This window comes from Streptomyces sp. NPDC048254 (genome assembly GCF_043201895.1).
Taxonomy (GTDB): Bacteria; Actinomycetota; Actinomycetes; order Streptomycetales; family Streptomycetaceae; genus Streptomyces.
On record NZ_JBICZJ010000003.1, the window covers coordinates 447,412 to 470,022 of the forward strand.

19 protein-coding genes are annotated in these 22,611 nt (G+C 71.9%); 13 read left to right on the top strand and 6 right to left on the bottom strand.

Annotated features, from left to right (window positions below):
- Window position 1 precedes the first annotated feature (1 nt).
- Both ACGFZQ_RS11710 and ACGFZQ_RS11715 read right to left on the bottom strand, forming a co-directional pair.
- The gene (locus ACGFZQ_RS11710; RefSeq protein WP_393840187.1) at window positions 2-1,639 is read right to left on the bottom strand and encodes an ABC-F family ATP-binding cassette domain-containing protein; all 1,638 of its coding nucleotides are present in this window, start codon (window positions 1,637-1,639) and stop codon (window positions 2-4) included.
- A 293-nt stretch (window positions 1,640-1,932) separates the two neighbouring features.
- Complete coding sequence (locus ACGFZQ_RS11715; protein WP_393840188.1) at window positions 1,933-2,349, bottom strand: SsgA family sporulation/cell division regulator; 417 nt, start codon at window positions 2,347-2,349, stop codon at window positions 1,933-1,935.
- Window positions 2,350-2,552: 203 nt separating this feature from the next.
- Between ACGFZQ_RS11715 and ACGFZQ_RS11720 the strand changes: the two genes are divergently transcribed.
- The 4 genes from ACGFZQ_RS11720 to mmpA all read left to right on the top strand — a co-directional run bounded on the left by ACGFZQ_RS11720 (window position 2,553) and on the right by mmpA (window position 5,042).
- Window positions 2,553-3,656, top strand: coding sequence for a WD40/YVTN/BNR-like repeat-containing protein (locus ACGFZQ_RS11720; protein ID WP_393840189.1), 1,104 nt, complete (start codon window positions 2,553-2,555; stop codon window positions 3,654-3,656).
- 47 nt (window positions 3,657-3,703) lie between these two features.
- Window positions 3,704-4,036 carry a plasmid stabilization protein gene (locus tag ACGFZQ_RS11725; protein ID WP_393840190.1) on the top strand — a complete coding sequence of 111 codons (333 nt, stop codon included), beginning with the start codon at window positions 3,704-3,706 and terminating at the stop codon, window positions 4,034-4,036.
- Between the two features lie 107 nt (window positions 4,037-4,143).
- The gene (locus tag ACGFZQ_RS11730; protein ID WP_393840191.1) at window positions 4,144-4,833 is read left to right on the top strand and encodes an endonuclease V; all 690 of its coding nucleotides are present in this window, start codon (window positions 4,144-4,146) and stop codon (window positions 4,831-4,833) included.
- A gap of 62 nt (window positions 4,834-4,895) precedes the next feature.
- Window positions 4,896-5,042, top strand: a complete 147-nt coding sequence (mmpA, locus tag ACGFZQ_RS11735; RefSeq protein ID WP_351743420.1) for a morphogenic membrane protein MmpA — start codon at window positions 4,896-4,898, stop codon at window positions 5,040-5,042.
- 16 nt (window positions 5,043-5,058) lie between these two features.
- On the opposite strand, the gene ACGFZQ_RS11740 is transcribed toward mmpA, so the two are convergent.
- Complete coding sequence (locus ACGFZQ_RS11740; RefSeq protein ID WP_393840192.1) at window positions 5,059-6,237, bottom strand: saccharopine dehydrogenase family protein; 1,179 nt, start codon at window positions 6,235-6,237, stop codon at window positions 5,059-5,061.
- Between the two features lie 178 nt (window positions 6,238-6,415).
- Here ACGFZQ_RS11740 and ACGFZQ_RS11745 point away from each other — a divergent pair, with 178 nt between their 5' ends.
- The 4 genes from ACGFZQ_RS11745 to ACGFZQ_RS11760 are packed head-to-tail and all read left to right on the top strand — an operon-like array spanning window position 6,416 to window position 12,049.
- Window positions 6,416-7,564, top strand: a complete 1,149-nt coding sequence (locus ACGFZQ_RS11745) for a CaiB/BaiF CoA transferase family protein (protein WP_393840193.1) — start codon at window positions 6,416-6,418, stop codon at window positions 7,562-7,564.
- The gene (locus ACGFZQ_RS11750) at window positions 7,564-8,577 is read left to right on the top strand and encodes an LLM class F420-dependent oxidoreductase (protein ID WP_393840194.1); all 1,014 of its coding nucleotides are present in this window, start codon (window positions 7,564-7,566) and stop codon (window positions 8,575-8,577) included. Before ACGFZQ_RS11745 ends, ACGFZQ_RS11750 begins: the two co-directional genes overlap by 1 nt.
- A 39-nt stretch (window positions 8,578-8,616) precedes the next feature.
- A complete protein-coding gene (locus ACGFZQ_RS11755) occupies window positions 8,617-9,831 on the top strand; it encodes an acetyl-CoA C-acetyltransferase (protein WP_351743409.1) in 1,215 nt (404 codons plus the stop codon).
- A 40-nt stretch (window positions 9,832-9,871) separates the two neighbouring features.
- A complete protein-coding gene (locus ACGFZQ_RS11760; protein WP_393840195.1) occupies window positions 9,872-12,049 on the top strand; it encodes a 3-hydroxyacyl-CoA dehydrogenase NAD-binding domain-containing protein in 2,178 nt (725 codons plus the stop codon).
- Between the two features lie 36 nt (window positions 12,050-12,085).
- On the opposite strand, the gene ACGFZQ_RS11765 is transcribed toward ACGFZQ_RS11760, so the two are convergent.
- The gene (locus ACGFZQ_RS11765; RefSeq protein ID WP_393840376.1) at window positions 12,086-12,793 is read right to left on the bottom strand and encodes a MerR family transcriptional regulator; all 708 of its coding nucleotides are present in this window, start codon (window positions 12,791-12,793) and stop codon (window positions 12,086-12,088) included.
- A gap of 253 nt (window positions 12,794-13,046) precedes the next feature.
- Between ACGFZQ_RS11765 and ACGFZQ_RS11770 the strand changes: the two genes are divergently transcribed.
- On the top strand, window positions 13,047-14,516 hold the full coding sequence (locus ACGFZQ_RS11770) for an amino acid permease (RefSeq protein WP_393840196.1): 1,470 nt from the start codon (window positions 13,047-13,049) through the stop codon (window positions 14,514-14,516).
- A gap of 42 nt (window positions 14,517-14,558) precedes the next feature.
- Window positions 14,559-15,050 (top strand): macro domain-containing protein, encoded by a 492-nt coding sequence (locus tag ACGFZQ_RS11775; protein ID WP_393840197.1) that lies wholly within the window; start codon window positions 14,559-14,561, stop codon window positions 15,048-15,050.
- Window positions 15,051-15,155: 105 nt separating this feature from the next.
- Here the strand turns inward: ACGFZQ_RS11775 and ACGFZQ_RS11780 are convergent, their stop codons facing one another.
- On the bottom strand, window positions 15,156-16,625 hold the full coding sequence (locus tag ACGFZQ_RS11780; protein WP_393840198.1) for a M1 family metallopeptidase: 1,470 nt from the start codon (window positions 16,623-16,625) through the stop codon (window positions 15,156-15,158).
- A gap of 222 nt (window positions 16,626-16,847) precedes the next feature.
- Between ACGFZQ_RS11780 and ACGFZQ_RS11785 the strand changes: the two genes are divergently transcribed.
- Window positions 16,848-18,803, top strand: a complete 1,956-nt coding sequence (locus ACGFZQ_RS11785) for a Xaa-Pro dipeptidyl-peptidase (RefSeq protein ID WP_393840199.1) — start codon at window positions 16,848-16,850, stop codon at window positions 18,801-18,803.
- Between the two features lie 4 nt (window positions 18,804-18,807).
- On the opposite strand, the gene ACGFZQ_RS11790 is transcribed toward ACGFZQ_RS11785, so the two are convergent.
- On the bottom strand, window positions 18,808-19,779 hold the full coding sequence (locus ACGFZQ_RS11790) for an FAD-dependent oxidoreductase (protein ID WP_393840200.1): 972 nt from the start codon (window positions 19,777-19,779) through the stop codon (window positions 18,808-18,810).
- Between the two features lie 65 nt (window positions 19,780-19,844).
- Here ACGFZQ_RS11790 and ACGFZQ_RS11795 point away from each other — a divergent pair, with 65 nt between their 5' ends.
- Both ACGFZQ_RS11795 and ACGFZQ_RS11800 read left to right on the top strand, forming a co-directional pair.
- Window positions 19,845-20,867, top strand: coding sequence for an oxidoreductase (locus ACGFZQ_RS11795; RefSeq protein WP_393840201.1), 1,023 nt, complete (start codon window positions 19,845-19,847; stop codon window positions 20,865-20,867).
- A gap of 58 nt (window positions 20,868-20,925) precedes the next feature.
- A complete protein-coding gene (locus ACGFZQ_RS11800) occupies window positions 20,926-22,572 on the top strand; it encodes an ABC-F family ATP-binding cassette domain-containing protein (protein ID WP_393840202.1) in 1,647 nt (548 codons plus the stop codon).
- Window positions 22,573-22,611 lie beyond the last annotated feature (39 nt).

Consider the following 22,611-nt stretch of genomic DNA (forward strand, 5'->3'; position numbering starts at 1 on the left):
GTCAGGCTGTGCCCGTCCTGAGACGCGCCACCTCCTCCGGTGTGGTGCCCGTCAGCTCCCCGTCCGCCATCCGCAGCCAGCGGGTGATCCCGACCGACTCCAGGAAGGGAAGATCGTGACTGGCCACGATCAGGGCGCCCTGGTACGCCTCCAGGGCCGTGGTGAGCTGCCGCACGCTCGCCATGTCCAGGTTGTTCGTCGGCTCGTCCAGCATCAGCAGCTGCGGGGCGGGCTCGGCCAGCAGCAGCGCGGCCAGCGCCGCCCGGAAGCGTTCGCCGCCGGAGAGGGTGGTCGCCTGCTGGTCGGCGCGGGCGCCCCGGAACAGGAAGCGGGCCAGCCGGGCCCGGATCCGGTTGTTGGTGGCACCCGGCGCGAACCGGGCCACGTTCTCGGCCACGGTCAGCTCCCCGTCGAGCACGTCCAGCCGCTGCGGCAGGAAACGCAGCGGCACATGCGCGTGCGCCTCGCCCGCGACCGGCTCCAGCTCCCCGGCGATCGTGCGCAGCAGCGTCGTCTTGCCCGCTCCGTTGCGCCCGATCAACGCGATCCGCTCGGGCCCGCGCAGATCGAGGATCCCCTTCACCCGCGAGCCGTGCGCGAGCTCCAGATTCTCCAGCGTCAGCACGTTCCGGCCCGGCGGTACGGCCGTGTACGGCAGTTCGACGCGGATCTCGTCGTCGTCCCGTACCGCCTCCACCGCCTCGTCCAGCCGCTCCTTCGCCTCGCTGAGCCGCTCCTCGTGCATGATGCGGTGCTTGCCCGCGGACTCCTGGGCCGCGCGTTTGCGCGCTCCCATGACGATCTTCGGCTCGCGCTTCTGCTCGAACATCTTCTGCCCGTACCGCTTGCGGCGGGCCAGTTTGACCTGGGCGTCGGACAGTTCGCGTTTCTGCTTGCGGACATCGGCCTCGGCGACCCGCACCATGCGCTCCGCCGCCTCCTGTTCGACGGCGAGAGCCTCCTCGTACGCCGAGAAGTTGCCGCCGTACCAGGTGACCTCCCCGGCGCGCAGGTCGGCGATCTGGTCTACCAGGTCGAGGAGTTCACGGTCGTGGCTGACCACGATCAGCAGGCCCGGCCAGGACGCGACGGCCGCGTACAGCCGCTTGCGGGCATACAGGTCGAGGTTGTTGGTGGGCTCGTCGAGCAGCAGTACGTCCGGCCGGTCCAGGAGCAGCGCGGCCAGCCGCAGCAGCACCGACTCGCCGCCGGAGACCTCGCCGACGGTCCGGTCGAGTCCGATGTGGCCGAGCCCGAGCTCGCCGAGCGTGACCAGGGCGCGCTCCTCCACGTCCCAGTCGTCGCCGAGCGTCTCGAAGTGCGCCTCGGACGCGTCGCCCGCCTCGATGGCGTGCAGCGCGGCCCGCCGGGCGGCGATGCCGAGCGTCTCGTCGACGCGCAGCGCGGTGTCGAGGGTGACGCTCTGCGGGAGGTATCCGACCTCGCCGGCCACCTTCACGGTGCCGTCGGACGGAGTGAGTTCACCGGCGATGAGCTTGAGAAGCGTGGATTTCCCTGATCCGTTGACGCCGACGAGACCGGTCCGGCCGGGGCCTACGGCGACGTCGAGGCCGTCGAGGACGGGGGAGCCGTCGGGCCAGGAGAAGGACAGGGACGTACAGGTGACGGAAGCAGACATGGGCGCCTCGCGGTTGCTTGCGGTGTCGGGGACAGACGCGTGTCGAGACACCGCGAGACAAGCAGCCGAGGGGCCGGGGAAGGGATCCCGTGCCGAGGACGGCTCGCACGCCGAGGCCGAACGCCACAGACACACCTCACGGGTGTGACGCGGTGTCTCGAGTCCTCAGACGAGCAACGTCCTTCTCCTATCGACGGCAACAGAACCGTCGTACAAGTTAGGAGGGCCCCAACGGGGTGTCAACGCAATTGATCGCGCCCCCGTCCGGGGGCCGGTCGACGCCACCGGGCGGCTCAGCAGGCGTCCCGCATCAGCTCGGCCAGGTCGTGGTCCAGGTCCAGCCGGAGGTGTTCGAGACCGGTGGGCACCAGGTCACCGGTCGCCTCCAGGAACCGCTGGATCTCGCCCGTGCGCACATGGACGACGGCGGTGCCCTCGGGGGCGTGGAACTCCAGCACGGTCCGGTCGTAGCCGTACGGCCGTACCCGGACGTCCCCGTTGCCCTCCGGGGCGTGCAGGCCGGCCGAGAGCAGCTCGCGGGAGAACGTCCAGCAGACGTCGACGCCCTCCAGGGTGGCCGGGGCCGGGAAGGTCATACGGACGGCGAAGGGGTCCTCGCTGTCGTAGCAGAGACGGGCGGGAATGCTCGGCATACGCGGCGACGCGGCGACCAGGCGGGCCTCCACGGGCTGCTCGATGAGAGTGGACAAACCCTTGCTCCCTAGTGACGGCTGGACGAATTTCCAGGCGTACAAGACCTGGCACTGGAAGAGACGACTGAAGCGGCCGATCCGTGCACGCGAAGTGCGAGTGACCTCTGTCACCGGGCTCATTCACACCCGGGGCTTACCTGGCTCTTGCGACGGCAGGGCCCTCTGGACGGCGCCGGGACAGTGGGCTAACTTCCCGCGCCATGAGGCGCTTGGGGAGCACGCGGCGGGCAGGACGGACGGGACGTACGAGCCGGGCGGTGACGGTGGGGGTGGCGTGCGCGGCGGCGCTGGCCGCGCTGACCGCGGGTTCCGCGCACGCGGCGACACCGGCACCGCACTGGGTGCTCAAGAACACCGGCACACCGGACGTGCGGTTCCGCGGCCTGGCCGCCGTCGACCGCCACACCGCCTGGCTGGCCGGCACGGCCGGCACCGTGCTGCGCACCACCGACGGCGGGACGACCTGGCGGAACGTCTCTCCGCCGGGCGCCGGCGACCTCCAGTTCCGGGACGTCGAGGCGTTCGACGCGCGCCGCGCGGTGGTGCTGGCCATCGGCGAGGGCGAGGCGTCCCGCGTCTACCGCACCGAGGACGGCGGGGCGACCTGGACCGAGTCGTTCCGCAACACCGACCCCGCCGCCTTCTACGACTGCATGACCTTCTTCGACCACCGCCACGGCCTCGCCATGAGCGACCCGGTGGACGGGAGGTTCCGCATCCTGGCCACCGGCGACGGCGGCCGCTCCTGGCGGGTGCTGCCCAGCACCGGGATGCCGGCCGCCCTGGACGGCGAGGCCGGCTTCGCGGCCAGTGGCCAGTGCCTGGTCGCCTCCGGGCCGAAGGACGCCTGGCTGGCCACCGGCGGCGGCGCGCACGCGCGCGTGCTGCACTCCACCGACCGCGGACTGACCTGGACCGCCACCGACACGCCCGTCCCGGCCGGCGATCCGGCCAAAGGCGTCTTCGCCCTCGCCTTCCGGGACCGCACCCACGGCCTGGCGGTCGGCGGCGACTACCGCCCCGACCAGCCCTCCCCGCAGGCGGCCGCGGTCACCCGCGACGGCGGCCGCACCTGGCAGCCCGCGACGACACGGCCGCCCGCCTACCGCTCCGGCGCGGCCTGGCTCCCGCACAGCCGCACCGCCGCCCTCGCCGTCGGCCCCACCGGCACCGACCTGACCAGCGACGGCGGCCGGACCTGGCGGACCGTCGACACCGGCTCCTACGACACCGTCGACTGCACCCTCGACCTCAGCTGCTGGGCGGCCGGTGAGCAGGGGCGGGTGGCACGTCTGGAGCGCTGACCCGTGGGTACCCGGTGGCGAGCACACCCACGAAGGGAGCGGTGGCCATGCCACGTGGATCCAGTCCCAAGCGGGAACGCCAGTACGAGCACATCAAGGAGAGCGCGCTCGACCGGGGCGAGAGCGAACAGCGCGCCGAGGAGATCGCCGCACGGACCGTCAACAAGGAACGCGCCCGCTCCGGCGAGTCGAAAACCGCCAGCCGCACGTCCACCCAGGACATCTCCTCCGGCAGGCGCGGCGGCAAGCGCTCGCACAGCGGCGCCGAGGGCCCGACCTACGACCAGCTCTACGAGGAGGCCAAGCAGCGCGGCATCGAGGGCCGCTCGGACATGAACAAGGCACAACTGCAACGCGCCCTGAACGCCAGGAAGAGCTGACCCGCCCCGAGCAGCGCCCTGCGCCGGGTCCTGGCGGACCGCACGCCGGATCCTGTTGCGACCCGTCGCCGCACGCGCGCGTGGCGCGCCGTACGCTCGTGGCCACCATGACGACCGTACGCGTACCCGCGGGCTGGCCCGCGACCGAGGAAGCGGCCCTGGCCGTGCAGGACGAGCTGCGGGGGCGGGTGGTCCTCGACGAGCCGGGGCCGGCGCCCGGTGCGGGCCACGTCACGGGGGTCGACGTGGCCTACGACGACGAACGGGACCTGGTCGTGGCGGCGGCCGTCGTGCTGGACGCGGCGACCCTGCAGCCCGTGGCCGAGGCCACCGCCGTCGGCCGGGTCTCCTTCCCGTACGTGCCCGGCCTGCTCGCCTTCCGTGAGATCCCCACCGTACGGGCCGCCCTGGAGGCCCTGCCGTGTTCGCCGGGCCTGGTCGTCTGCGACGGCTACGGCCTCGCCCACCCGCGCCGCTTCGGCCTCGCCAGCCACCTCGGCGTCCTCACCGGCCTGCCCACCATCGGCGTCGCCAAGAACCCCTTCGCCTTCGCGTACGACGACCCGCACGCCCCGCGCGGCAGCCGGGCACCGCTCCTCGCCGGCACCGAGGAGGTCGGCCGCGCGCTGCGCACCCGGGACGGTGTCAAGCCGGTGTTCGTCTCCGTCGGCCACCGGGTGAGCCTGGACAACGCCTGTGCCCACACGCTGGCGCTCACCCCGGAGTACCGCCTGCCGGAGACCACCCGCCGCGCGGACGCGCTGTGCCGCAGGGCACTGCGGGAGGCCCGGGCCTGAGTACCCGTACTGAGTACGAGTACGGATGTGGCCGCCCCGGTCCCCGCGGCAGGCTGGCCCGCATGACGACACACCGCGCACCCAAGCCCGTCGCCGACCCCGCCCAGCCCGTCGAGCGCGCCGTCAACGCGGCGCTCGTCCTCGCCGTGGTGGCGGGGCTCGCCTGGATCGTCGGGATGCTCTGCACCGTGGTGGCCTGGCAGTCCTGACCCGGGCCGGAGCCCGCTAGCGGGTCGCGGCCACCCGGAAGCCGATGCCGGCCGCGCGCAGCCGCTCGGTCAGCGCGTCGCCCATCGCCTGCACCGTGGTGACCTGGCCGGCCGTCGCGGGCAGGTCGTCGAAGGCCAGGGACAGAGCGGCCTCGGCGAACATCTTCGCCGTCTCGCCGTAGCCGGGATCGCCGCCCGAGACCTCCGTGAAGACCCGCCGTCCGCCGCCCTCGCCGACGAAGCGGACCGAGAACCAGCTGCGGGCCCGCTTCTCCGCGTCGGGCCCCTCGCCGGGCCTGAGGCGGTCCGACAGCCAGCGCCGGGCGGGCGGCAGCTGGGCGGCCGCGGCGACCGCGCCGACGGCCGCGACCCCGCCGAGCGCCACCGGAAGGTGCCTGACGGCCGCGTAGTGCCGGTAGCGGAAGTCCGGGCCGTAGCGGTCCAGGGCCTTCGCCGAACGGCGCACGATCTGGGCGTCGATGGTGGGCAGCGGCAGCGCCCAGGCACCGATCTCTTTGGCGAACCGCGGCGGCCCGGCGGGGGCGGTCGCCCGCCGGCTCATCAGCCGGGGCTCGTGCCGGGCGCGGTCCCGGGCGGCGGCGATCATCTGCCGGGGGCGCGCGAACTGGTCGAGGACGGAGGCGAAGGTGCCGCCGGAGAAGGTCGCGTCGGCGGTCACGAAGCCGTCCACGGTCAGCGGCACGCCCTCGGGCAGCTGGCGGACCGTGAAGTACGCGCCCAGGTCGTGCGGGACCGAGTCGAAGCCGCAGGCGTGCACCAGGCGGGCCCCCGTCTCCCGCGCGCGTGCGTCGTGCCGTACGTACGTCAGGTCCACGAACTCGGGCTCCCCGCACAGGTCCAGGTAGTCCGCCCCGGTGTCCGCGCAGGCCGCGACCAGGTCCTCGCCGTGACGGCCGTACGGACCGACCGTCGTGGCCACCACGCGCGCGTGCTCGGCGAGAGCGCGGATCGTGGCGGGGTCGGCGACGTCGGCGCGCAGCAGCCCGACCTCCGTGCCGGCCGGCAGCCGCTCGCGCAGCGCCTCCAGCTTCCGTTCGTCCCGGGCCGCGACCGCCCATCGCAGGCCCTGGGGCGCGTGGGCGGCGAGGTAGTCGGCGGTGAGCTCGCCGACGAAGCCGGTGGCCCCGAAGAGCACGATGTCGTAGGGACGGTCCGTCGTCTTCAGCCTGCTCATGACACCTCTCGGTCGTGCAACCCGCGCCGTTGTCGGTGGCTGAGGCTAGCGTGAGGAGTGCGGACGCACCCCCACCGGGTATCTTGACTAAGCGCTTGCTCGTCCACCCTTGTGCCCGGTGGAACGTGTTCCTAACATCGTCGGTGTTACATCAGTTGTGTCAATGACTGGGGGCGGCATGGCCACGGCAGGGACGCCAGGACACGGCCCGCTCTCCGGCGTGCGCGTGGTCGAGCTGGCCGGCATCGGACCGGGCCCGTTCGCCGCCATGCTCCTGGCCGACCTGGGTGCCGACGTGGTCCGCGTCGACCGGCCCGGCGGCCAGGGACTCGCGATCGACCCGGCGTACGACGTCACCAACCGCAACAAGCGCTCGGTGCTCGTCGACCTGAAGGCCCCGGACGGCCCGGCCCGCGTCCTCGACCTGGCCGAGCGCGCCGACATCCTCGTCGAGGGCTACCGCCCCGGTGTCGCCGAGCGCCTCGGCGTCGGCCCCGAGGACTGCCACGCCCGCAACCCCGCCCTGGTCTACGGCCGGATGACCGGCTGGGGCCAGGAGGGGCCGCTGGCCCACCGCGCGGGCCACGACATCGCCTACATCGCCGTCACCGGCACCCTCGGCATGATCGGCCGCCCCGACGAACCCCCGGCCGTCCCCGCCAACCTGCTCGGCGACTACGCGGGCGGCTCCCTCTACCTCGTCGTCGGCGTCCTGGCCGCGCTGCACCACGCGCGCGCGACCGGCACCGGCCAGGTCGTGGACGCGGCCATCGTGGACGGCACCGCACACCTCGCCGCGATGATCCACGGCATGGTGGCCGCCGGCGGCTGGCAGGACCGGCGTGCCGCCAACCTGCTGGACGGCGGCTGCCCGTACTACGGCACCTACGAGACCGCCGACGGCGGACACATGGCGGTCGGCGCCCTGGAGCCGCAGTTCTACGCCGAGTTCCTCCGGCTGCTGGGCGGCCTCGACGACCTGGCCGACGCACGCAAGGACTGGACCCGCTGGGGCGAGCTGCGTGAGCGGGTCACCGCCCGGTTCAAGGCCCGCACCCGCGAGGAGTGGACGGCCGTCTTCGAGGGCTCCGACGCCTGTGTGGCCCCCGTGCTCTCCCTGGGCGAGGCCCCGCACCACCCCCACCTGGCGGCCCGCGGCACCTTCACCGACCACGGCGGCATCACCCAGCCGGCCCCCGCGCCCCGCTTCTCCGCGACCCCCACGAGCGTGCGGACCGCCCCCGCCCGGCCGGGCGGGGACACCGCCGAGGTGGCCCGCGACTGGGCCGTGGCCGCCCTGCTCGACGACGACAAGGACGCCACCTGATGGAGCTCTCGACCTTCCTCGACTACGCGGGCGACCCGCGCGCGGCGGCGGACCAGGCGGCCGCGCTGGAGTCGGCGGGCCTCGACACGGTGTGGGTCGCGGAGGCCTACGGCTTCGACTCGCCCACCATCATGGGATACCTGGCCGCCCGCACCGAGCGGATGAAGATCGGTTCCGCGATCCTCAACGTCTACTCCCGCACCCCCGCCCTCATCGCCCAGACGGCCGCCGGCCTCGACGCGATCTCCGGCGGCCGCGCGATCATCGGGCTCGGCGCCTCCGGCCCGCAGGTGGTGGAGGGCTGGCACGGGAAGGCGTACGACAAGCCCCTCGGCCGCACCCGCGAGACCATCGAGCTGACCCGGCGGATCCTGCGCCGCGAGACCATCGACCACCACGGCATCACCGACATGCCCCGCCCCGGCGGCCTCGGCAAGCCCCTGAAGATCCTCACCAGGCCGGTTCGCGCCGAGGTCCCGCTCTACGTGGCCTCCCTGGGCCCCGCCAACGTCCGGATGACCGCCGAGATCGCCGACGGCTGGCTGCCCACCCTGTTCATCCCCGAGCGGGCACGGGACGTCTGGGGGACGCCGCTGGCGGAGGGCGCCGCCCGCCGCGACCCGGCCCTCGGGCCCCTCCGGATCGTCGCCGGCGGCCTGCTCGCCATCGGCGAGGACGCGGCCGCCGCCCGCGACCTGGCCCGCCCCAGGATCGCGCTGTACGTCGGCGGCATGGGCGCACCGGGCAAGAACTTCTACAACGACCTCGCCGTCGCCTACGGCTACGAGAAGGAGGCCCGGCTCATCCAGGAGCTGTACCTCGCCGGCCGCCACCGGGACGCCGCTGCCGCCGTACCGGACGAGTTCTGCGAGCTGATATCCCTGTGCGGCCCCGAGGGGTACGTCCGTGACCGCATCGCCGCCTTCCGCGAGGCGGGCGTGACCACCCTCGACATCACCCCGGTCGGCCCGGACCCGGCCCGCCTGGTCGAGACCGTCAAGAACTGGCTCTGACCCCCCATCGCCCCCGAACCCTCGTCGAAAGGCTTGTCAGTGAGCACCGAAGCGTACGTGTACGACGCGATCCGCACCCCGCGCGGCCGCGGCAAGGCGAACGGCGCCTTGCACGGCACGAAGCCCATCGACCTGGTCGTGGGTCTCATCCACGAGATCCAGGGCCGTTTCCCGGGCCTGGACCCGGCCGCGATCGACGACATCGTGCTCGGTGTCGTCGGCCCGGTCGGCGACCAGGGCTCCGACATCGCGCGGATCGCCGCGATCGCCGCCGGACTGCCCGACACGGTGGCCGGCGTGCAGGAGAACCGCTTCTGTGCGTCGGGCCTGGAAGCCGTGAACATGGCTGCCGCCAAGGTCCGTTCGGGCTTCGAGGACCTCGTCCTCGCGGGCGGCGTCGAGTCCATGTCCCGGGTGCCGATGGCCTCCGACGGCGGTGCCTGGTTCAACGACCCGATGACCAACCTGGCCACCAACTTCGTGCCGCAGGGCATCGGCGCCGACCTGATCGCCACCATCGAGGGCTTCTCCCGGCGGGACGTCGACGAGTACGCGGCGCTCTCCCAGGAGCGGGCGGCGACGGCCGTGAAGGAGGGCCGTTTCGAGCGTTCCGTGGTCCCCGTGAAGGACCGCGCGGGCCTGGTCGTCCTCGACCACGACGAGCACTTGCGCCCCGGCACCACCGCCGACTCCCTCGCGAAGCTCAAGCCCTCCTTCGCCGACATCGGCGAGCTGGGCGGCTTCGACGCGGTCGCCCTGCAGAAGTACCACTGGGTGGAGCAGATCGACCACGTCCACCACGCGGGCAACTCCTCCGGCATCGTCGACGGCGCCTCCCTGGTCGCCATCGGCTCGAAGGAGATCGGCGAGCGCTACGGCCTCACCCCGCGCGCACGGATCATCGCGGCCGCCGTCTCCGGCTCCGAGCCGACCATCATGCTCACCGGCCCCGCTCCCGCCACCCGCAAGGCCCTCGCCAAGGCCGGCCTCACCATCGACGACATCGACCTGGTGGAGATCAACGAGGCGTTCGCGGCGGTCGTGCTGCGCTTCGTCAAGGACATGGGCCTGTCCCTGGACAAGGTCAACGTCAACGGCGGCGCGATCGCGCTGGGCCACCCGCTCGGCGCCACCGGCGCGATGATCCTCGGCTCCCTGGTGGACGAACTGGAGCGCCAGGACAAGCGCTACGGCCTTGCCACCCTGTGCGTGGGCGGCGGCATGGGCATCGCCACGATCGTCGAGCGCGTCTGAAAACCCCGGCGGAACCAAGAGACCTCACGGAGACCCTCACATGACCGAGAGCACCACCATCCGCTGGGAACAGGACGACACCGGCGTCGTCACCCTCGTCCTGGACGACCCCAACCAGTCCGCCAACACCATGAACGCGGCGTTCGTCGAGTCCCTCGCCGCGGTCGCCGACCGCCTGGAAGCCGAGCAGGACTCGATCCGGGGCATCGTCTTCACCTCCGCCAAGAAGACCTTCTTCGCCGGCGGCGACCTGCGCGACCTCATCCGGGTCACCCCCGAGACCGCCCAGGACCTCTTCGACGGCGGCCTCGCCATCAAGCGCAGCCTGCGCCGCATCGAGACCCTCGGCAAGCCCGTCGTCGCCGCGATCAACGGCGCGGCCCTGGGCGGCGGTTTCGAACTCGCCCTGGCCTGCCACCACCGCGTCGCCCTCGACACCCCCGGCACCAAGATCGGCTGCCCCGAGGTCACCCTCGGCCTGCTCCCGGGCGGCGGCGGAGTCGTCCGTACGGTGCGCCTGCTCGGCATCGCCGACGCGCTGCTGAAGGTCCTCCTCCAGGGCACCCAGTACAACGCCCGCAGGGCCCAGGAGAACGGCCTGGTCCACGAGGTGGCCGAGACGCCGGAGGAGCTGCTGGCCAAGGCCCGCGCCTTCATCGACGCCAACCCCGAGTCCCGGCAGCCCTGGGACACCCCGGGCTACCGGATCCCCGGCGGCACGCCCGCCAACCCGAAGTTCGCGGCCAACCTGCCCGCCTTCCCGGCGAGCCTGCGCAAGCAGACCAACAACGCCCCGTACCCGGCGCCGCGCCGCATCCTCGCCGCCGCCGTCGAGGGCAGCCAGGTCGACTTCGACAACGCCCAGGTCATCGAGGCCCGCTACTTCGTGGAGCTGGCCGCCGGGCAGATCTCGAAGAACATGATCCAGGCGTTCTTCTTCGACCTCCAGGCCGTCAACTCCGGCGCCAACCGGCCGAAGGGCATCGAGCCCCGCAAGGTCACCAAGGTCGCCGTCCTCGGCGCGGGCATGATGGGCGCCGGCATCGCCTACTCGTGCGCCCGCGCGGGCATCGACGTCGTCCTCAAGGACGTCTCGGCCGAGGCCGCCCAGAAGGGCAAGGCCTACTCCGAGAAGCTGTGCGCCAAGGCCGTCGCCAAGGGCCGTACCAGCCAGGAGAAGGCGGACGCGCTGCTCGCCCGGATCACGCCCACCGCGGACCCGCAGGACCTCGCCGGCTGTGACGCGGTCATCGAGGCCGTCTTCGAGGACACCGCGCTCAAGCACAAGGTGTTCCAGGAGATCGAGTCCGTCGTCGCGTCCGACGCGCTGCTGTGCTCCAACACCTCCACCCTGCCCATCACCGCCCTCGCCGAAGGCGTCGAGCGTCAGGCCGACTTCATCGGGCTGCACTTCTTCTCGCCCGTCGACAAGATGCCGCTCGTCGAGATCATCAAGGGCGAGCGCACCGGCGACGAGGCCCTCGCCCGCGCCTTCGACCTGGTCCGGCAGATCAACAAGACGCCGATCGTCGTCAACGACTCGCGCGGCTTCTTCACCTCCCGGGTGATCGGCCACTTCATCAACGAGGGCGTCGCCATGGTCGGCGAGGGCATCGAGCCCGCCTCCGTCGAGCAGGCCGCGGCCCAGGCCGGCTACCCGGCCAAGGTGCTCTCCCTGATGGACGAGCTGACCCTCACCCTGCCGCAGAAGATCCGCCGCGAGTCGAAGCTGGCCGTCGAGGAGGCCGGCGGCACCTGGACCGCGCACCCGGCCGAGGCGGTCATCGACCGCATGGTCGACGAGTTCGGCCGCCCCGGCCGCAGCGGCGGCGCCGGTTTCTACGACTACGCCGAGGACGGCAAGCGTGCCGGGCTCTGGCCGGGCCTGCGCGAGCACTTCACCAAGCCGGGCCACGAGATCCCGTTCCGGGACATGCAGGAGCGGATGCTCTTCGCCGAGGCCCTGGACACCGTCCGCCTCCTGGAGGAGGGCGTCCTGACCTCGGTCGCCGACGCCAACATCGGATCGCTCTTCGGCATCGGCTTCCCGGGCTGGACCGGCGGTGTCCTCCAGTACATCAACGGCTACGAGGGGGGCCTGCCCGGCTTCGTGGCCCGCGCGCGCGAACTCGCCGAGACCTACGGCGACCGCTTCACCCCGCCGGCCCTGCTGGTCGAGAAGGCGGAGAAGGGGGAGACCTTCACGGACGGCCGCTGAGCCGGCGCCGAGCCGGGTGCGCGGAGCGGATCCTCCTCAGGAGCCGTCGAGCCACTGGTGCACCTCCGCGCTGAGCGACCGCTGGAAGGCGGTCAGCAGCGCCTGGACCACCAGCGGCTGCATGTGCGCGGACAGGGACTTCACGTCCGCCTCGGTCCGCTCCGCCACCTCGGCCCGGAACAGCAGGGACAGCTCCCGCGCCGCCGCCCGAGCATGCTCGGTGAGGACCGTGCGCGCGGCCAGGATCGACTTCTCGGACAGTGGTACGTCCAGCAGCTGTACGGCGAGCCGGAGCAGGCCGGGGTCGATGCGGTAACCGTCCCCGTCGGGCCGTACGACGTCCATGGCGACGAGCCGTTCGACGTCCTCCTCGTCCAGCGGCCGCCCGGCCCGTCGCCGCAGCTCCCCGGCGGTCACCGTCTCCTCGGTGTCCGGGGCCCAGGAGGCCACCACGGCCCGGTGGATGGCCAGGTCGTGGTGGCTCAGGCCGGGCGGCAGCCGCCGCAGGTAGCGCTCGATCGCCGCCAGCGTCATGCCCTGGTGCTGCAACTCCTCGATCAGTGCCAGCCGCGCCAGGTGCTCGCGCCCGTAGTGGCCCACCCGGCGCGGGCCGATCACCGGCGGCGGCAGCAGCCCCTTGGTGCCGTAGAAGCGGACCGTGCGGACCGTGGTGCCGGCCCGCGCGGCCAGCTCGTCGATCGTGAGCGCCGGGTCCCCGGAGCCGCCGTCGGTGTCGGTCGTCATGTGCAGCAGTATCGCTGTCACACCGACACTGTGACACCGGGCAGTGACTGAGGTTTGTTCGACTGATGTTCATCTTCACGACGAGATCGTGACCTTGTGAGAAGTGCCGCTCTGTGATCTGTGCCATCGCATACGCCCAGGTGACCGGGGGAAGGTGGCCCCTTGGTCTGTGCCCACCACCGAGCGCGCCGACCGAGTACGTCCGGACACCCGAGCGCGACCCGCTCGGGCGCACCAGAGAGTGGAACCACCTGTGAGCAAGAACGCCGTGGACACGGCACAGGCCGTCGCCACCCGGACCGACGCGGCCCAGACGCCCGCGGACGCGGGCGACGCCGGCTACAGCAAGGACCTCAAGGCCCGGCACGTCAACATGATCGCCATCGGCGGCGCGATCGGTACCGGCCTCTTCCTCGGCGCCGGCGGACGCCTCCACAACGCGGGCCCGGCGCTCGCCCTCGCCTACCTGGTCTGCGGAATCTTCGCCTTCTTCGTCGTCCGCGCCCTCGGCGAGCTGGTCCTGTACCGCCCGTCGTCCGGATCCTTCGTGTCGTACGCGCGTGAGTTCCTCGGCGAGAAGGGCGCGTACGTCGCCGGCTGGATGTACTTCCTGAACTGGTCGACGACCGGCATCGCCGACATCACCGCGATCGCGCTCTACACGCACTACTGGAGCATGTTCACCAGCATCCCGCAGTGGACGCTCGCGCTGATCGCCCTGGCCGTGGTCCTGGCGGTGAACCTCATCTCGGTGAAGATCTTCGGCGAGATGGAGTTCTGGTTCGCGATCATCAAGGTCGCGACCCTGGTCGGCTTCATGCTGACCGGCATCTTCCTGCTGGCCACCCAGCACAAGGTCGACGGCCGGACCCCGGGCCTGAGCGTCATCAGCGACCACGGCGGTGTCTTCCCGCACGGCCTGATGCCGGTCGTCCTGGTCATGCAGGGCGTGATCTTCGCGTACGCGGCCCTGGAGCTGGTCGGCGTGGCGGCGGGCGAGACCGCCGAGCCGGAGAAGGTCGTCCCGCGCGCGGTGAACTCGATCATGTGGCGGGTCGGCATCTTCTACGTCGGCTCCGTCGTCCTGCTCGCCCTGCTCCTGCCCGGCTCGGTGTACTCGGCCGACCAGAGTCCCTTCGTGACGGTCCTCTCCAAGATCGGCGTCTCGGGCGCCGGTGACGTCATGAACCTGGTGGTCCTGACCGCGGCGATGTCCTCCCTCAACTCCGGTCTCTACTCCACGGGCCGCATCCTCCGCTCCATGGCGGTGGCCGGCTCGGCCCCGAAGTTCACGGCCCGCATGAACCGCAGCCAGGTCCCCTACGGCGGCATCCTGCTGACCTGCGCGGTCTGCGTGCTCGGCGTCGGACTGAACTACCTGATGCCCAGCCAGGCCTTCGAGATCGTGCTGAACGTCGCCTCCCTCGGCATCATCAGCACCTGGGTGATCATCATGCTCTGTCACCTGATCTTCGTCCGCCGTGCGAAGGCGGGCCTGGTCGACCGCCCCTCGTTCCGCCTCCGCTTCAGCCCGGTCACCGAGATCGCGACGATCGCCTTCCTGCTGGTCTGCCTCGGCATGATGGGGAAGGACCCGGAGGTGGGCCGCAAGACGCTCCTCCTCATCCCGGTCATCGCCGCACTGCTGGTGGCGGGCTGGTTCGGGGTCCGGCGCCGAGTCTCCCAGACCGCCGAAAAGGAGCTGTCCCAGCTCACGAAGTAGCAGGTCGGCGCCATTGTCAGTGGCATCGCCTACGGTGGCGTCATGTCGGAGATCACTTACATCCGGGGTGACGCCACCGCGCCGTCGGGCAAGGGCGTCAAGGTGATCGCCCACGTCTGCAACGACCTGGGGGGTTGGGGAAAGGGCTTCGTCCTGGCGCTCTCGCGCCGCTGGCCGGAGCCGGAGAAGGCGTACCGGGCCTGGCACCGCGACCGGGCCGCCAATGACTTCGGTCTGGGTGCGGTGCAGCTGGTGCGCGTCGAGCGGTACGTCTGGGTGGCCAACATGATCGGCCAGCGGGGGACGAAGACGGGCAGCAAGGGCGCACCGGTCCGGTACGAGGCGATAGACACGGCGCTGGGCAGACTGGCTGACGAGGTAATCCAACTCGGCGCGTCCGTCCACATGCCCCGCATAGGCTGCGGCCTGGCGGGAGGCAAGTGGTCCCGTGTCGAGCCACTGATAAAGGAGCGGCTGGTGGCCCGAAAAATCCCGGTCACCGTGTACGACTACGGTGAGGAAGCGTCCCTCTAGCTTTCTGGAGACGCCGCGAGCAGGCGCCCCGTCAGGGGCGCGGGGAACTGCGCGACCAGCCACGACCGGCCCGCAGCCCCCCCACTCACCGCACCCGGCACATACTCAGTGCACGTCGTTCGTAGCCTCGATCCGCTTCCACGACTTCGGCTGGACCGGAGCCACCGCGGCCCTGAACGCAGGCGCCGCCGGCTTCGTCGGCTGGAACAGCCACGCATCGAACAACCCCGACAGCGACTTCCCCGACACCTTCTCCGCGTACCCCTCGAAGTCGGCCACGGACGCGTTCCCGTACGCGTGCTCCTTCGGCCACCCCTTCAGGATCGCGAAGAAGGCATCGTCACCGACCGCGTTGCGCAGCGCCTGCACGGCCAGCGCCCCGCGGTCGTAGACGGCGATGTCGAACTGGTCGTCCGGGCCGGGATCCCCCGGCTTGACCGTCCAGAACGCGTCGTCGGCCGGATGCGACGCGTACACGTAGTCGGCGAGTTCCTGCGTCGTGCCCTCGCCCTCGTGCTCGGACCACAGCCACTGCGCGTAGCGGGCGAAGCCCTCGTTGAGCCAGATGTCCTTCCAGCCCTTGAGGGAGACGTCGTCGCCGTACCACTGGTGCGCCAGCTCGTGCACCACCACGGAGGTGTTGGAGCCGTTCGCGAACTGCTTCTGGCTGTAGTAGACCCGGGTCTGCGTCTCCAGCGCGTACCCGGTGGTGGTGTTCGGCACATACCCACCGGCCGAGCTGAAGGGGTACGGCCCGAAGTAGCCGGAGAGCCAGTCGACGAGCTCCCCGGTGCGCTCCACGCTCGCCCGCGCCGCCCCGTCGTTGTCGCCGAGGTCCTTGCTGTAGGCGTTGACGACCGGCACCCCGCCCTCGGAGGTGCTCGTCGTGATGTCGAACTTCCCGACGGCCAGCGTGGTCAGATAGGTCGCCTGCGGCTTGTTCTGCCGCCAGTTGTAGCGGGTCCAGCCGCGCTGTGAACTCGTCGACTGGAGCAGGCCGTTGGAGATGACCTGGGTGCCGTCGGGGACGGCGACCGAGACGTCGTAGGTCGCCTTGTCCAGCGGGTGGTCGTTGCTGGGGTACCACCACCAGGCGGCCTCGGGCTCGTCCGCCGCGACCGCTCCGTCGGGCGTGCGGTGCCAGGTGCTGAAACCGTACGCGCTCTTCGTCGACGGCACCCCGCTGTACCGGACGACGACGGTGACCTGCGTGCCCTTCGCCAGCGGCGACTTCGGGGTGACGACCAGCTCGTGCTGACCGGACGTGGTGAAGTCCGCCTTCGCCCCGTTGACCCGCACCTCGCTCACGTCGAGGAGGAAGTCCAGGTCGAAGCTGGACAGGTCCTGCGTGGTCCGCGCCAGGATCGTCGCCGTACCGGCCAGTTCGTCGGTGGTCGGCTGGTACTGCAGACGCAGATCGTAGTGGGAGACGTCGTAACCGCCGTTGCCGTAGTACGGGTAGTAGGGGTCGCCGATGCCCGGTGCGCCAGGGCTGTAGCTCGCGGCCGATGCCGGGATCGCCAGCAGGAGGGAGGCCGCCGCGAGAGCGCCCGGCGCGAGGATGCTGCGGTGCAAGAGAACTCCAGGTCGGTAGGGGGCCGAGGCGCGCCCGCCACACCGGGACGGGAACGCCAAGTCGATGGAGCACGGAACTGTTCGGAGCCTATTGAGTCCCTGTGACCCCTGGCCTGTCCACGGCCCCTGCTGTCACACGATCGCCATTCGGCCGCAATCAGTTCTGGCGGTCCCTCAGGCGCCCTCTTCTGTACAGGAGTTGCCCGGGGTAGCGTCCGCCGCATGCCGAAACGCACGCGCTTCACGATCTGGAGACCGTTCGTCCTCGCGGCCGTCGCAGCCCTGACGGCCGCCTTCCTCAGTCCGGTCGCGGCCCAGGCGGCCGGAGCGGCCCCGCGCGAGAGCCGGCCGGTCTACTCCTACGCCGACGCCATCCGCGAGGCCGTCTGGGTGGACACCGGCCTCGACTCCGACGGCGACGGGAAGACCGACCGCGTCGCCGCCGACATCGTCCGGCCCGCCGAACCCGCCGCGCAGGGCCGCAAGGTGCCGGTCATCATGGACGCCAGCCCGTACTACTCCTGCTGCGGACGCGGCAACGAGAGCCAGCTCAAGACCTACGACGCCGCCGGGAACGTCGTCCAGATGCCGCTGTTCTACGACAACTTCTTCGTGCCCCGCGGCTACGCCGTCGTCGGCGTCGACCTGGCCGGTACCAACCGTTCCGACGGCTGTGTCGACGTCGGCGGCCGCTCGGACATCCAGTCCGCGAAAGCCGTCGTCGACTGGCTGAACGGCCGCGCCAAGGCGTACAGCAGCCGCACCGGAACCACCGCGGTCAAGGCGAGCTGGACCAACGGGAAGACCGGCATGATCGGTAAGAGCTGGGACGGCACCATCGCCAACGGCGTCGCCGCCACCGGCGTGAAGGGCCTCAAGACGATCGTCCCGATCAGCGCCATCTCCTCCTGGTACGACTACTACTTCGCCCAGGGCGCTCCGCTCTACGACTCCGGACCCGACTGGCTGGCCGGCGCGGTGGAGAGCGACGCGGCCTACGCCAAGTGCGGTGCCCTACAGCAGAAACTCGTCGACGGAGCGCCGCGCACCGGCGACTGGACCGGTCTGTGGACCGAGCGGGACTACGTCAAGGACGCCTCCAAGGTGCGCGCCAGCGTGTTCCTCGTGCACGGCATGCAGGACCTCAACGTCCGCACCAAGCACTTCGGTCAGTGGTGGGACGCGCTCGCCAAGAACGGTGTCGAGCGCAAGATCTGGCTCTCCGGGACCGGGCACGTCGACCCCTTCGACTACCGGCGCGGCGCCTGGGTGGACACCCTGCACCGCTGGTTCGACCACGAACTCCTCGGCTACGACAACGGCATCGACCGCGAGCCGATGGCCGACGTCGAACGCCACCCCGACCAGTGGGTGACCTCCGACGTCTGGCCGCCGCGCGGCACCGCGGCCACCACCCTGCGCCCCGCCACCGGCACCCAGGCGGGTGTGGGCACCCTCGGCCTGAGCCGGAAGTCCGGCACCGAGACGTTCACCGACGACCCGAAGCAGAGCGAGACCGACTGGGCCGCCCAGATCGCCACCCCGACCCCGGACAAGGCCGGCTTCCTCACCGCGCCGCTCACGCACGACCTGCGGCTGTCCGGCTCCTCCAAGGTCACGGTCACGGCCACCCCGACCACCTCGACGGCCCACCTGACCGCCGTCCTGGTCGACCTCGGCCCGGACACCATCCGTGACTACGCCGACGCCGCAGAGGGCATCACCACCCTCACCGACCGCAGCTGCTGGGGCGAGAGCACGGCGGGGGACAGCGCCTGCTTCCTGAAGACCGCGGCCAAGACCAAGGCCGTCGACTACACGGTCTTCAGCCGCGGCTGGGCCGACCTCGGCACCTACGCCGACCCCGGCAAGGGCGTCGCGCTCACCCCGGGCAAGAAGTACACGATCACCCTCGACCTTGCGGCCACCGACCATGTCGTGCCCAAGGGGCACCGCCTGGCGCTGATCGTCGCGGGCACGGACAAGGACCTCATCGATCCGCCGTCCAGCACCCCGACGCTCACGGTGGACCTGTCCCGTACCTCGGCCAAGGTCCCGCTCGTCGGCGGAGCGGCCGCGTTCGCCCGCGCGACCTCCGCGCGCTGGACCGCTCCCGACGCGGGCGGCCTGACCGGCGTACGCGCACCGCACACGGCGCTGCGCGTCCCGCTGAGCTGATCCCTCAGGCGGCCGGGCCCGGCTCCACCAGCCCGGCCGCCTGACGGGCACACCCCCAGGCCACCGTGACCCCGGCTCCGCCGTGCCCGTAGTTGTGCACCAGCACCCGTCCGTCCGGCAGGAGTTCACGTTCCAGCCGGACCGCGTCCCGGTACGGCCGCAGCCCCACCCGGTGCCCCAGCACCCGCGCCCCGGCGATCTCCGGCCGCACCGCCGCACACCGCGCCACGATCCCGGCCGCGACGTCCGGATCCGGCTCCAGGGACCAGACGTCCTCCTGCGCGGTACCCCCGAGCAGCAACCCGCCGGGCTGCGGGAAGAAGTAGGTGGAGACACTCCCCTCGGACCCGCCCTCAGGTCCACCTGCGGGCTCCTCGGCGGCTCCGTACCAGGTGGTGATCCCCGGGTTCTCCACCAGGACCAGCTGCCCGCGCACCGGCCGCACGGCCGGATCGGGGACCAGCGAACGAGCTCCGAGCCCCGTGCAGTTGACCACGGCCGCCGCAGGTACCTCGCCCAGCCCGTACACCTCCCGCTCCTCGACCGTCCCGCCCGCCTTGCCCAAGCGCTCCCGCAGCCAGGCCAGATGGACCGGCATGTCGATCAACGGCAGCCGCGCCGAGAGCCCTTCGGCCGTGTCGGCCAGCCCCGGCACCCGCGCCGCCCACGGACCCAGCGCGTCCAGCCGCAGCCCGCTGTATACGCCCTCGACCAGGCGTACGCCCGTCTCCTCCAGCCGCGCCGCCAACTCCATGTACACATCCAGGGATTCGAGCGCCCATTCCCCGACCAGGTACTCCGGCTCGATACGGTAGGGCCACCACAGCGCCCCCGCGACCGCCGAGGTCGTACGCTCGCCGCTCTGCCGCGCCCAGACCCGCACCCGGCGCCCGCCCTCGGCCAGCACCACCGCGGTGGTCAGCCCGACGACCCCGCCACCGACCACGATCACTTCGTCACCCAGCTCACGGTCCATGCCCGGACGGTAGCGGAATATGTCATGCCGCGCTCAGATCGTCCCGCTCTGGGGATACTCACAGCATGTCTGCCGCATACGCGACCTTCGGCCTGGCCCCGGCGATGCGCGCCGGCGGTGTCCGCGCCGACGGCGGCTACCAGGTCCACCGGGACTTCGTGGACTTCGTCGTCGACGGGTCCCCGCTGCTGTTCCAGCTCTCCGACCTGGACGCCGTCTCCCCGCTCGCCTCCGACATCCCGCCCGCGATCTTCACCGCCCAGGTCCGCAGCCTGTTACTGGAGTCCGGCGCACCGCTGCCCGACGACCGGTACGTCATCTACGGCTGCCCCGAGTGCGAGGACCTGGCCTGCGGCGCGGTCACCGCGGTCATCGAGAGGGACGGCGACGACTACGTGTGGCGGGACTTCGCCTGGCAGACCGACGAACACGCCGACCTGGAGCTCAACGGCTACCACGGCATCGGCCCGTTCCGCTTCGCCGGCCCCGACTACCGCGAGGCTCTCGGCGCCCTCCTCGAAGACTCCGGCCCTCCGCCGGGCCGCCGTGTCCTGCTGATCGGCGCCCGCGTCGCCCTCCTCGCCAAGCTGGCCGCCGCCCTGCGCACCATCGGCATCGGCGCCGACATCACCCGCGACGCCGATGGCGTCCCCGCCGAGGAACTCCGCGGCTACGGCGCCGTGGCCTTCGGCCCCACGGCCGGCGAGACCGAGCGGGCCGCCGTACGCAAGGCGTTCGACCGGGCCGGAGTGGAGGTCGCCTACGTCGACGGGCTCGCCCCGATCGTCCCCCTCCTCGTCGCCCAGATCGAACACGCCCTCGACCGCAGCCCGCTCCCACAGCGCCGCCTGACCCACCTGGTCGCCGCCGACGGCGCGGCGGGCGTCGAGGTCACCTCACCCTGCCGGGTCCGGCTCACGGCGTACCGCCTGGACCGGCTCTCCCGCCTCCACTCCCAGGATCTCTTCGACGGCGTCCTGGAACCGGGCAGCCACCGCGTCCCCCTCGACGGCAAGGCGGCCAAGGGCGGGTCCTACCTCGTGGCCCGGACCTCCGGGAGCGTCCTGGTGCAGGCCGTCGCGCGCTGACCGGGGGACGGAACGCGGCTGAGGGTGTGCTCACCGGCGCATTAGGATCGGCGTTCTGATGACTGCCACCCTCGTCGCCAAGAACCTCGCCGCCGGGCACGGCGACCGCTCCCTCTTCTCCGGGCTCGACCTCGTCGTCGCGCCCGGGGACGTGATCGGTCTGGTCGGTGCCAACGGCGCGGGCAAGTCCACGCTGCTCCGGCTGCTCGCCGGACTCACCGCCCCCGACCAGGGCGAGCTGCGGCTCTCCCCGCCGACCGCGGCCGTCGGCCACCTGCCCCAGGAGCCGGAGCGCCGGCCGGGCGAGACCGTGCGCGCCTTCCTCGCCCGCCGCACCGGCGTCGCCGAGGCACAGCGCGTGATGGACGAGGCCACCCAGGCCCTGGTCGACGGGGCGCCCGGCGCCGACGACGCGTACGCCACCGCCCTGGAGCGCTGGCTCGGCCTCGGCGGCGCGGACCTGGAGGAACGGGCCGAGGAGGTCGCCGACTCCCTCGGCCTGGCCGTCGACCTCGACCAGCCGATGACCTCCCTGTCCGGCGGCCAGGCGGCCCGCGCGGGCCTCGCCTCCCTGCTCCTCTCCCGCTACGACGTCTTCCTGCTCGACGAGCCGACCAACGACCTCGACCTGGACGGTCTGGAACGGCTCGAACGCTTCGTGACCGGCCTGCGCGCCGGCACGGTCGTCGTCAGCCACGACCGCGAGTTCCTCACCCGCACGGTCACCAAGGTCCTCGAACTCGACCTCGCCCAGGGCCGGATCAACCTCTTCGGCGGCGGCTACGACGCCTACCTGGAGGAACGCGAGGTGGCCCGCCGGCACGCCCGTGAGGGCTACGAGGAGTACGCCGACAAGAGGGCCGCCCTCCAGGACCGGGCCCAGATGCAGCGCTCCTGGATGGACAAGGGAGTCAAGAACGCCCGGCGCAAGGCGTCCAACGACAACGACAAGATCGGCCGCAAGTTCCGCAGCGAGGCCAGCGAGAAGCAGGCCGCCAAGGCCCGCCAGACCCAGCGCATGATCGAACGCCTGGACGTCGTCGAGGAGCCGCGCAAGGAGTGGGAGCTGCGCATGGAGATCGCGGCGGCCCCGCGCTCCGGCGCCGTGGTGGCCACCCTGCGGGACGCGGAGGTACGGCGTGGTGACTTCACCTTCGGGCCGGTCTCCCTGGGGATCGACTGGGCCGACCGGGTCGCGGTGACCGGCGCGAACGGGGCGGGCAAGTCGACGCTCCTGGCCGCCCTGCTGGGCCGGGTGCCGCTGGACGCGGGGCACGCCGCGCTCGGCTCCGGAGTCGTCGTCGGCGAGGTCGACCAGGCGCGCAAGCTCTTCCACGGCACCGAGGCCCTGCTGGACGCCTTCTGCGCGGCCGTCCCGGACACCGAGCCGGTCGAAGTCCGCACCCTGCTGGCCAAGTTCGGCCTCAAGCAGGACCATGTCCTGCGCTCCGCGGCGTCGTTGTCACCGGGGGAGCGGACACGTGCGGCGCTGGCGCTGCTCCAGGGCCGGGGCGTCAACCTCCTCGTCCTGGACGAGCCGACGAACCACCTGGACCTGCCCGCGATCGAACAACTGGAGTCCGCCCTCGACACCTACGAGGGCACCCTCCTCCTGGTCACCCACGACCGCCGCATGCTGGACGCGGTCCACGTGACCCGCCGCCTGGAGGTCGAGGCGGGCAAGGTGACGGAAAGCGCCCTGTAAGGGGCGCGGGGCTGTGTCGATATGCGGCTCCGCCGCGTG

Excerpts from the sequence above, each read along its gene's own strand:
- ACGFZQ_RS11710 (WP_393840187.1), bottom strand. The coding sequence starts at position 1,639 with ATGTCTGCTTCCGTCACCTGTACGTCCCTGTCCTTCTCCTGGCCCGAC.
- ACGFZQ_RS11720 (WP_393840189.1), top strand. The coding sequence starts at position 2,553 with ATGAGGCGCTTGGGGAGCACGCGGCGGGCAGGACGGACGGGACGTACG.
- ACGFZQ_RS11725 (WP_393840190.1), top strand. The coding sequence starts at position 3,704 with ATGCCACGTGGATCCAGTCCCAAGCGGGAACGCCAGTACGAGCACATC.
- ACGFZQ_RS11730 (WP_393840191.1), top strand. The coding sequence starts at position 4,144 with ATGACGACCGTACGCGTACCCGCGGGCTGGCCCGCGACCGAGGAAGCG.
- mmpA (WP_351743420.1), top strand. The coding sequence starts at position 4,896 with ATGACGACACACCGCGCACCCAAGCCCGTCGCCGACCCCGCCCAGCCC.
- ACGFZQ_RS11740 (WP_393840192.1), bottom strand. The coding sequence starts at position 6,237 with ATGAGCAGGCTGAAGACGACGGACCGTCCCTACGACATCGTGCTCTTC.
- ACGFZQ_RS11745 (WP_393840193.1), top strand. The coding sequence starts at position 6,416 with ATGGCCACGGCAGGGACGCCAGGACACGGCCCGCTCTCCGGCGTGCGC.
- ACGFZQ_RS11750 (WP_393840194.1), top strand. The coding sequence starts at position 7,564 with ATGGAGCTCTCGACCTTCCTCGACTACGCGGGCGACCCGCGCGCGGCG.
- ACGFZQ_RS11760 (WP_393840195.1), top strand. The coding sequence starts at position 9,872 with ATGACCGAGAGCACCACCATCCGCTGGGAACAGGACGACACCGGCGTC.
- ACGFZQ_RS11765 (WP_393840376.1), bottom strand. The coding sequence starts at position 12,793 with ATGACGACCGACACCGACGGCGGCTCCGGGGACCCGGCGCTCACGATC.
- ACGFZQ_RS11775 (WP_393840197.1), top strand. The coding sequence starts at position 14,559 with ATGTCGGAGATCACTTACATCCGGGGTGACGCCACCGCGCCGTCGGGC.
- ACGFZQ_RS11785 (WP_393840199.1), top strand. The coding sequence starts at position 16,848 with ATGCCGAAACGCACGCGCTTCACGATCTGGAGACCGTTCGTCCTCGCG.
- ACGFZQ_RS11790 (WP_393840200.1), bottom strand. The coding sequence starts at position 19,779 with ATGGACCGTGAGCTGGGTGACGAAGTGATCGTGGTCGGTGGCGGGGTC.
- ACGFZQ_RS11795 (WP_393840201.1), top strand. The coding sequence starts at position 19,845 with ATGTCTGCCGCATACGCGACCTTCGGCCTGGCCCCGGCGATGCGCGCC.
- ACGFZQ_RS11800 (WP_393840202.1), top strand. The coding sequence starts at position 20,926 with ATGACTGCCACCCTCGTCGCCAAGAACCTCGCCGCCGGGCACGGCGAC.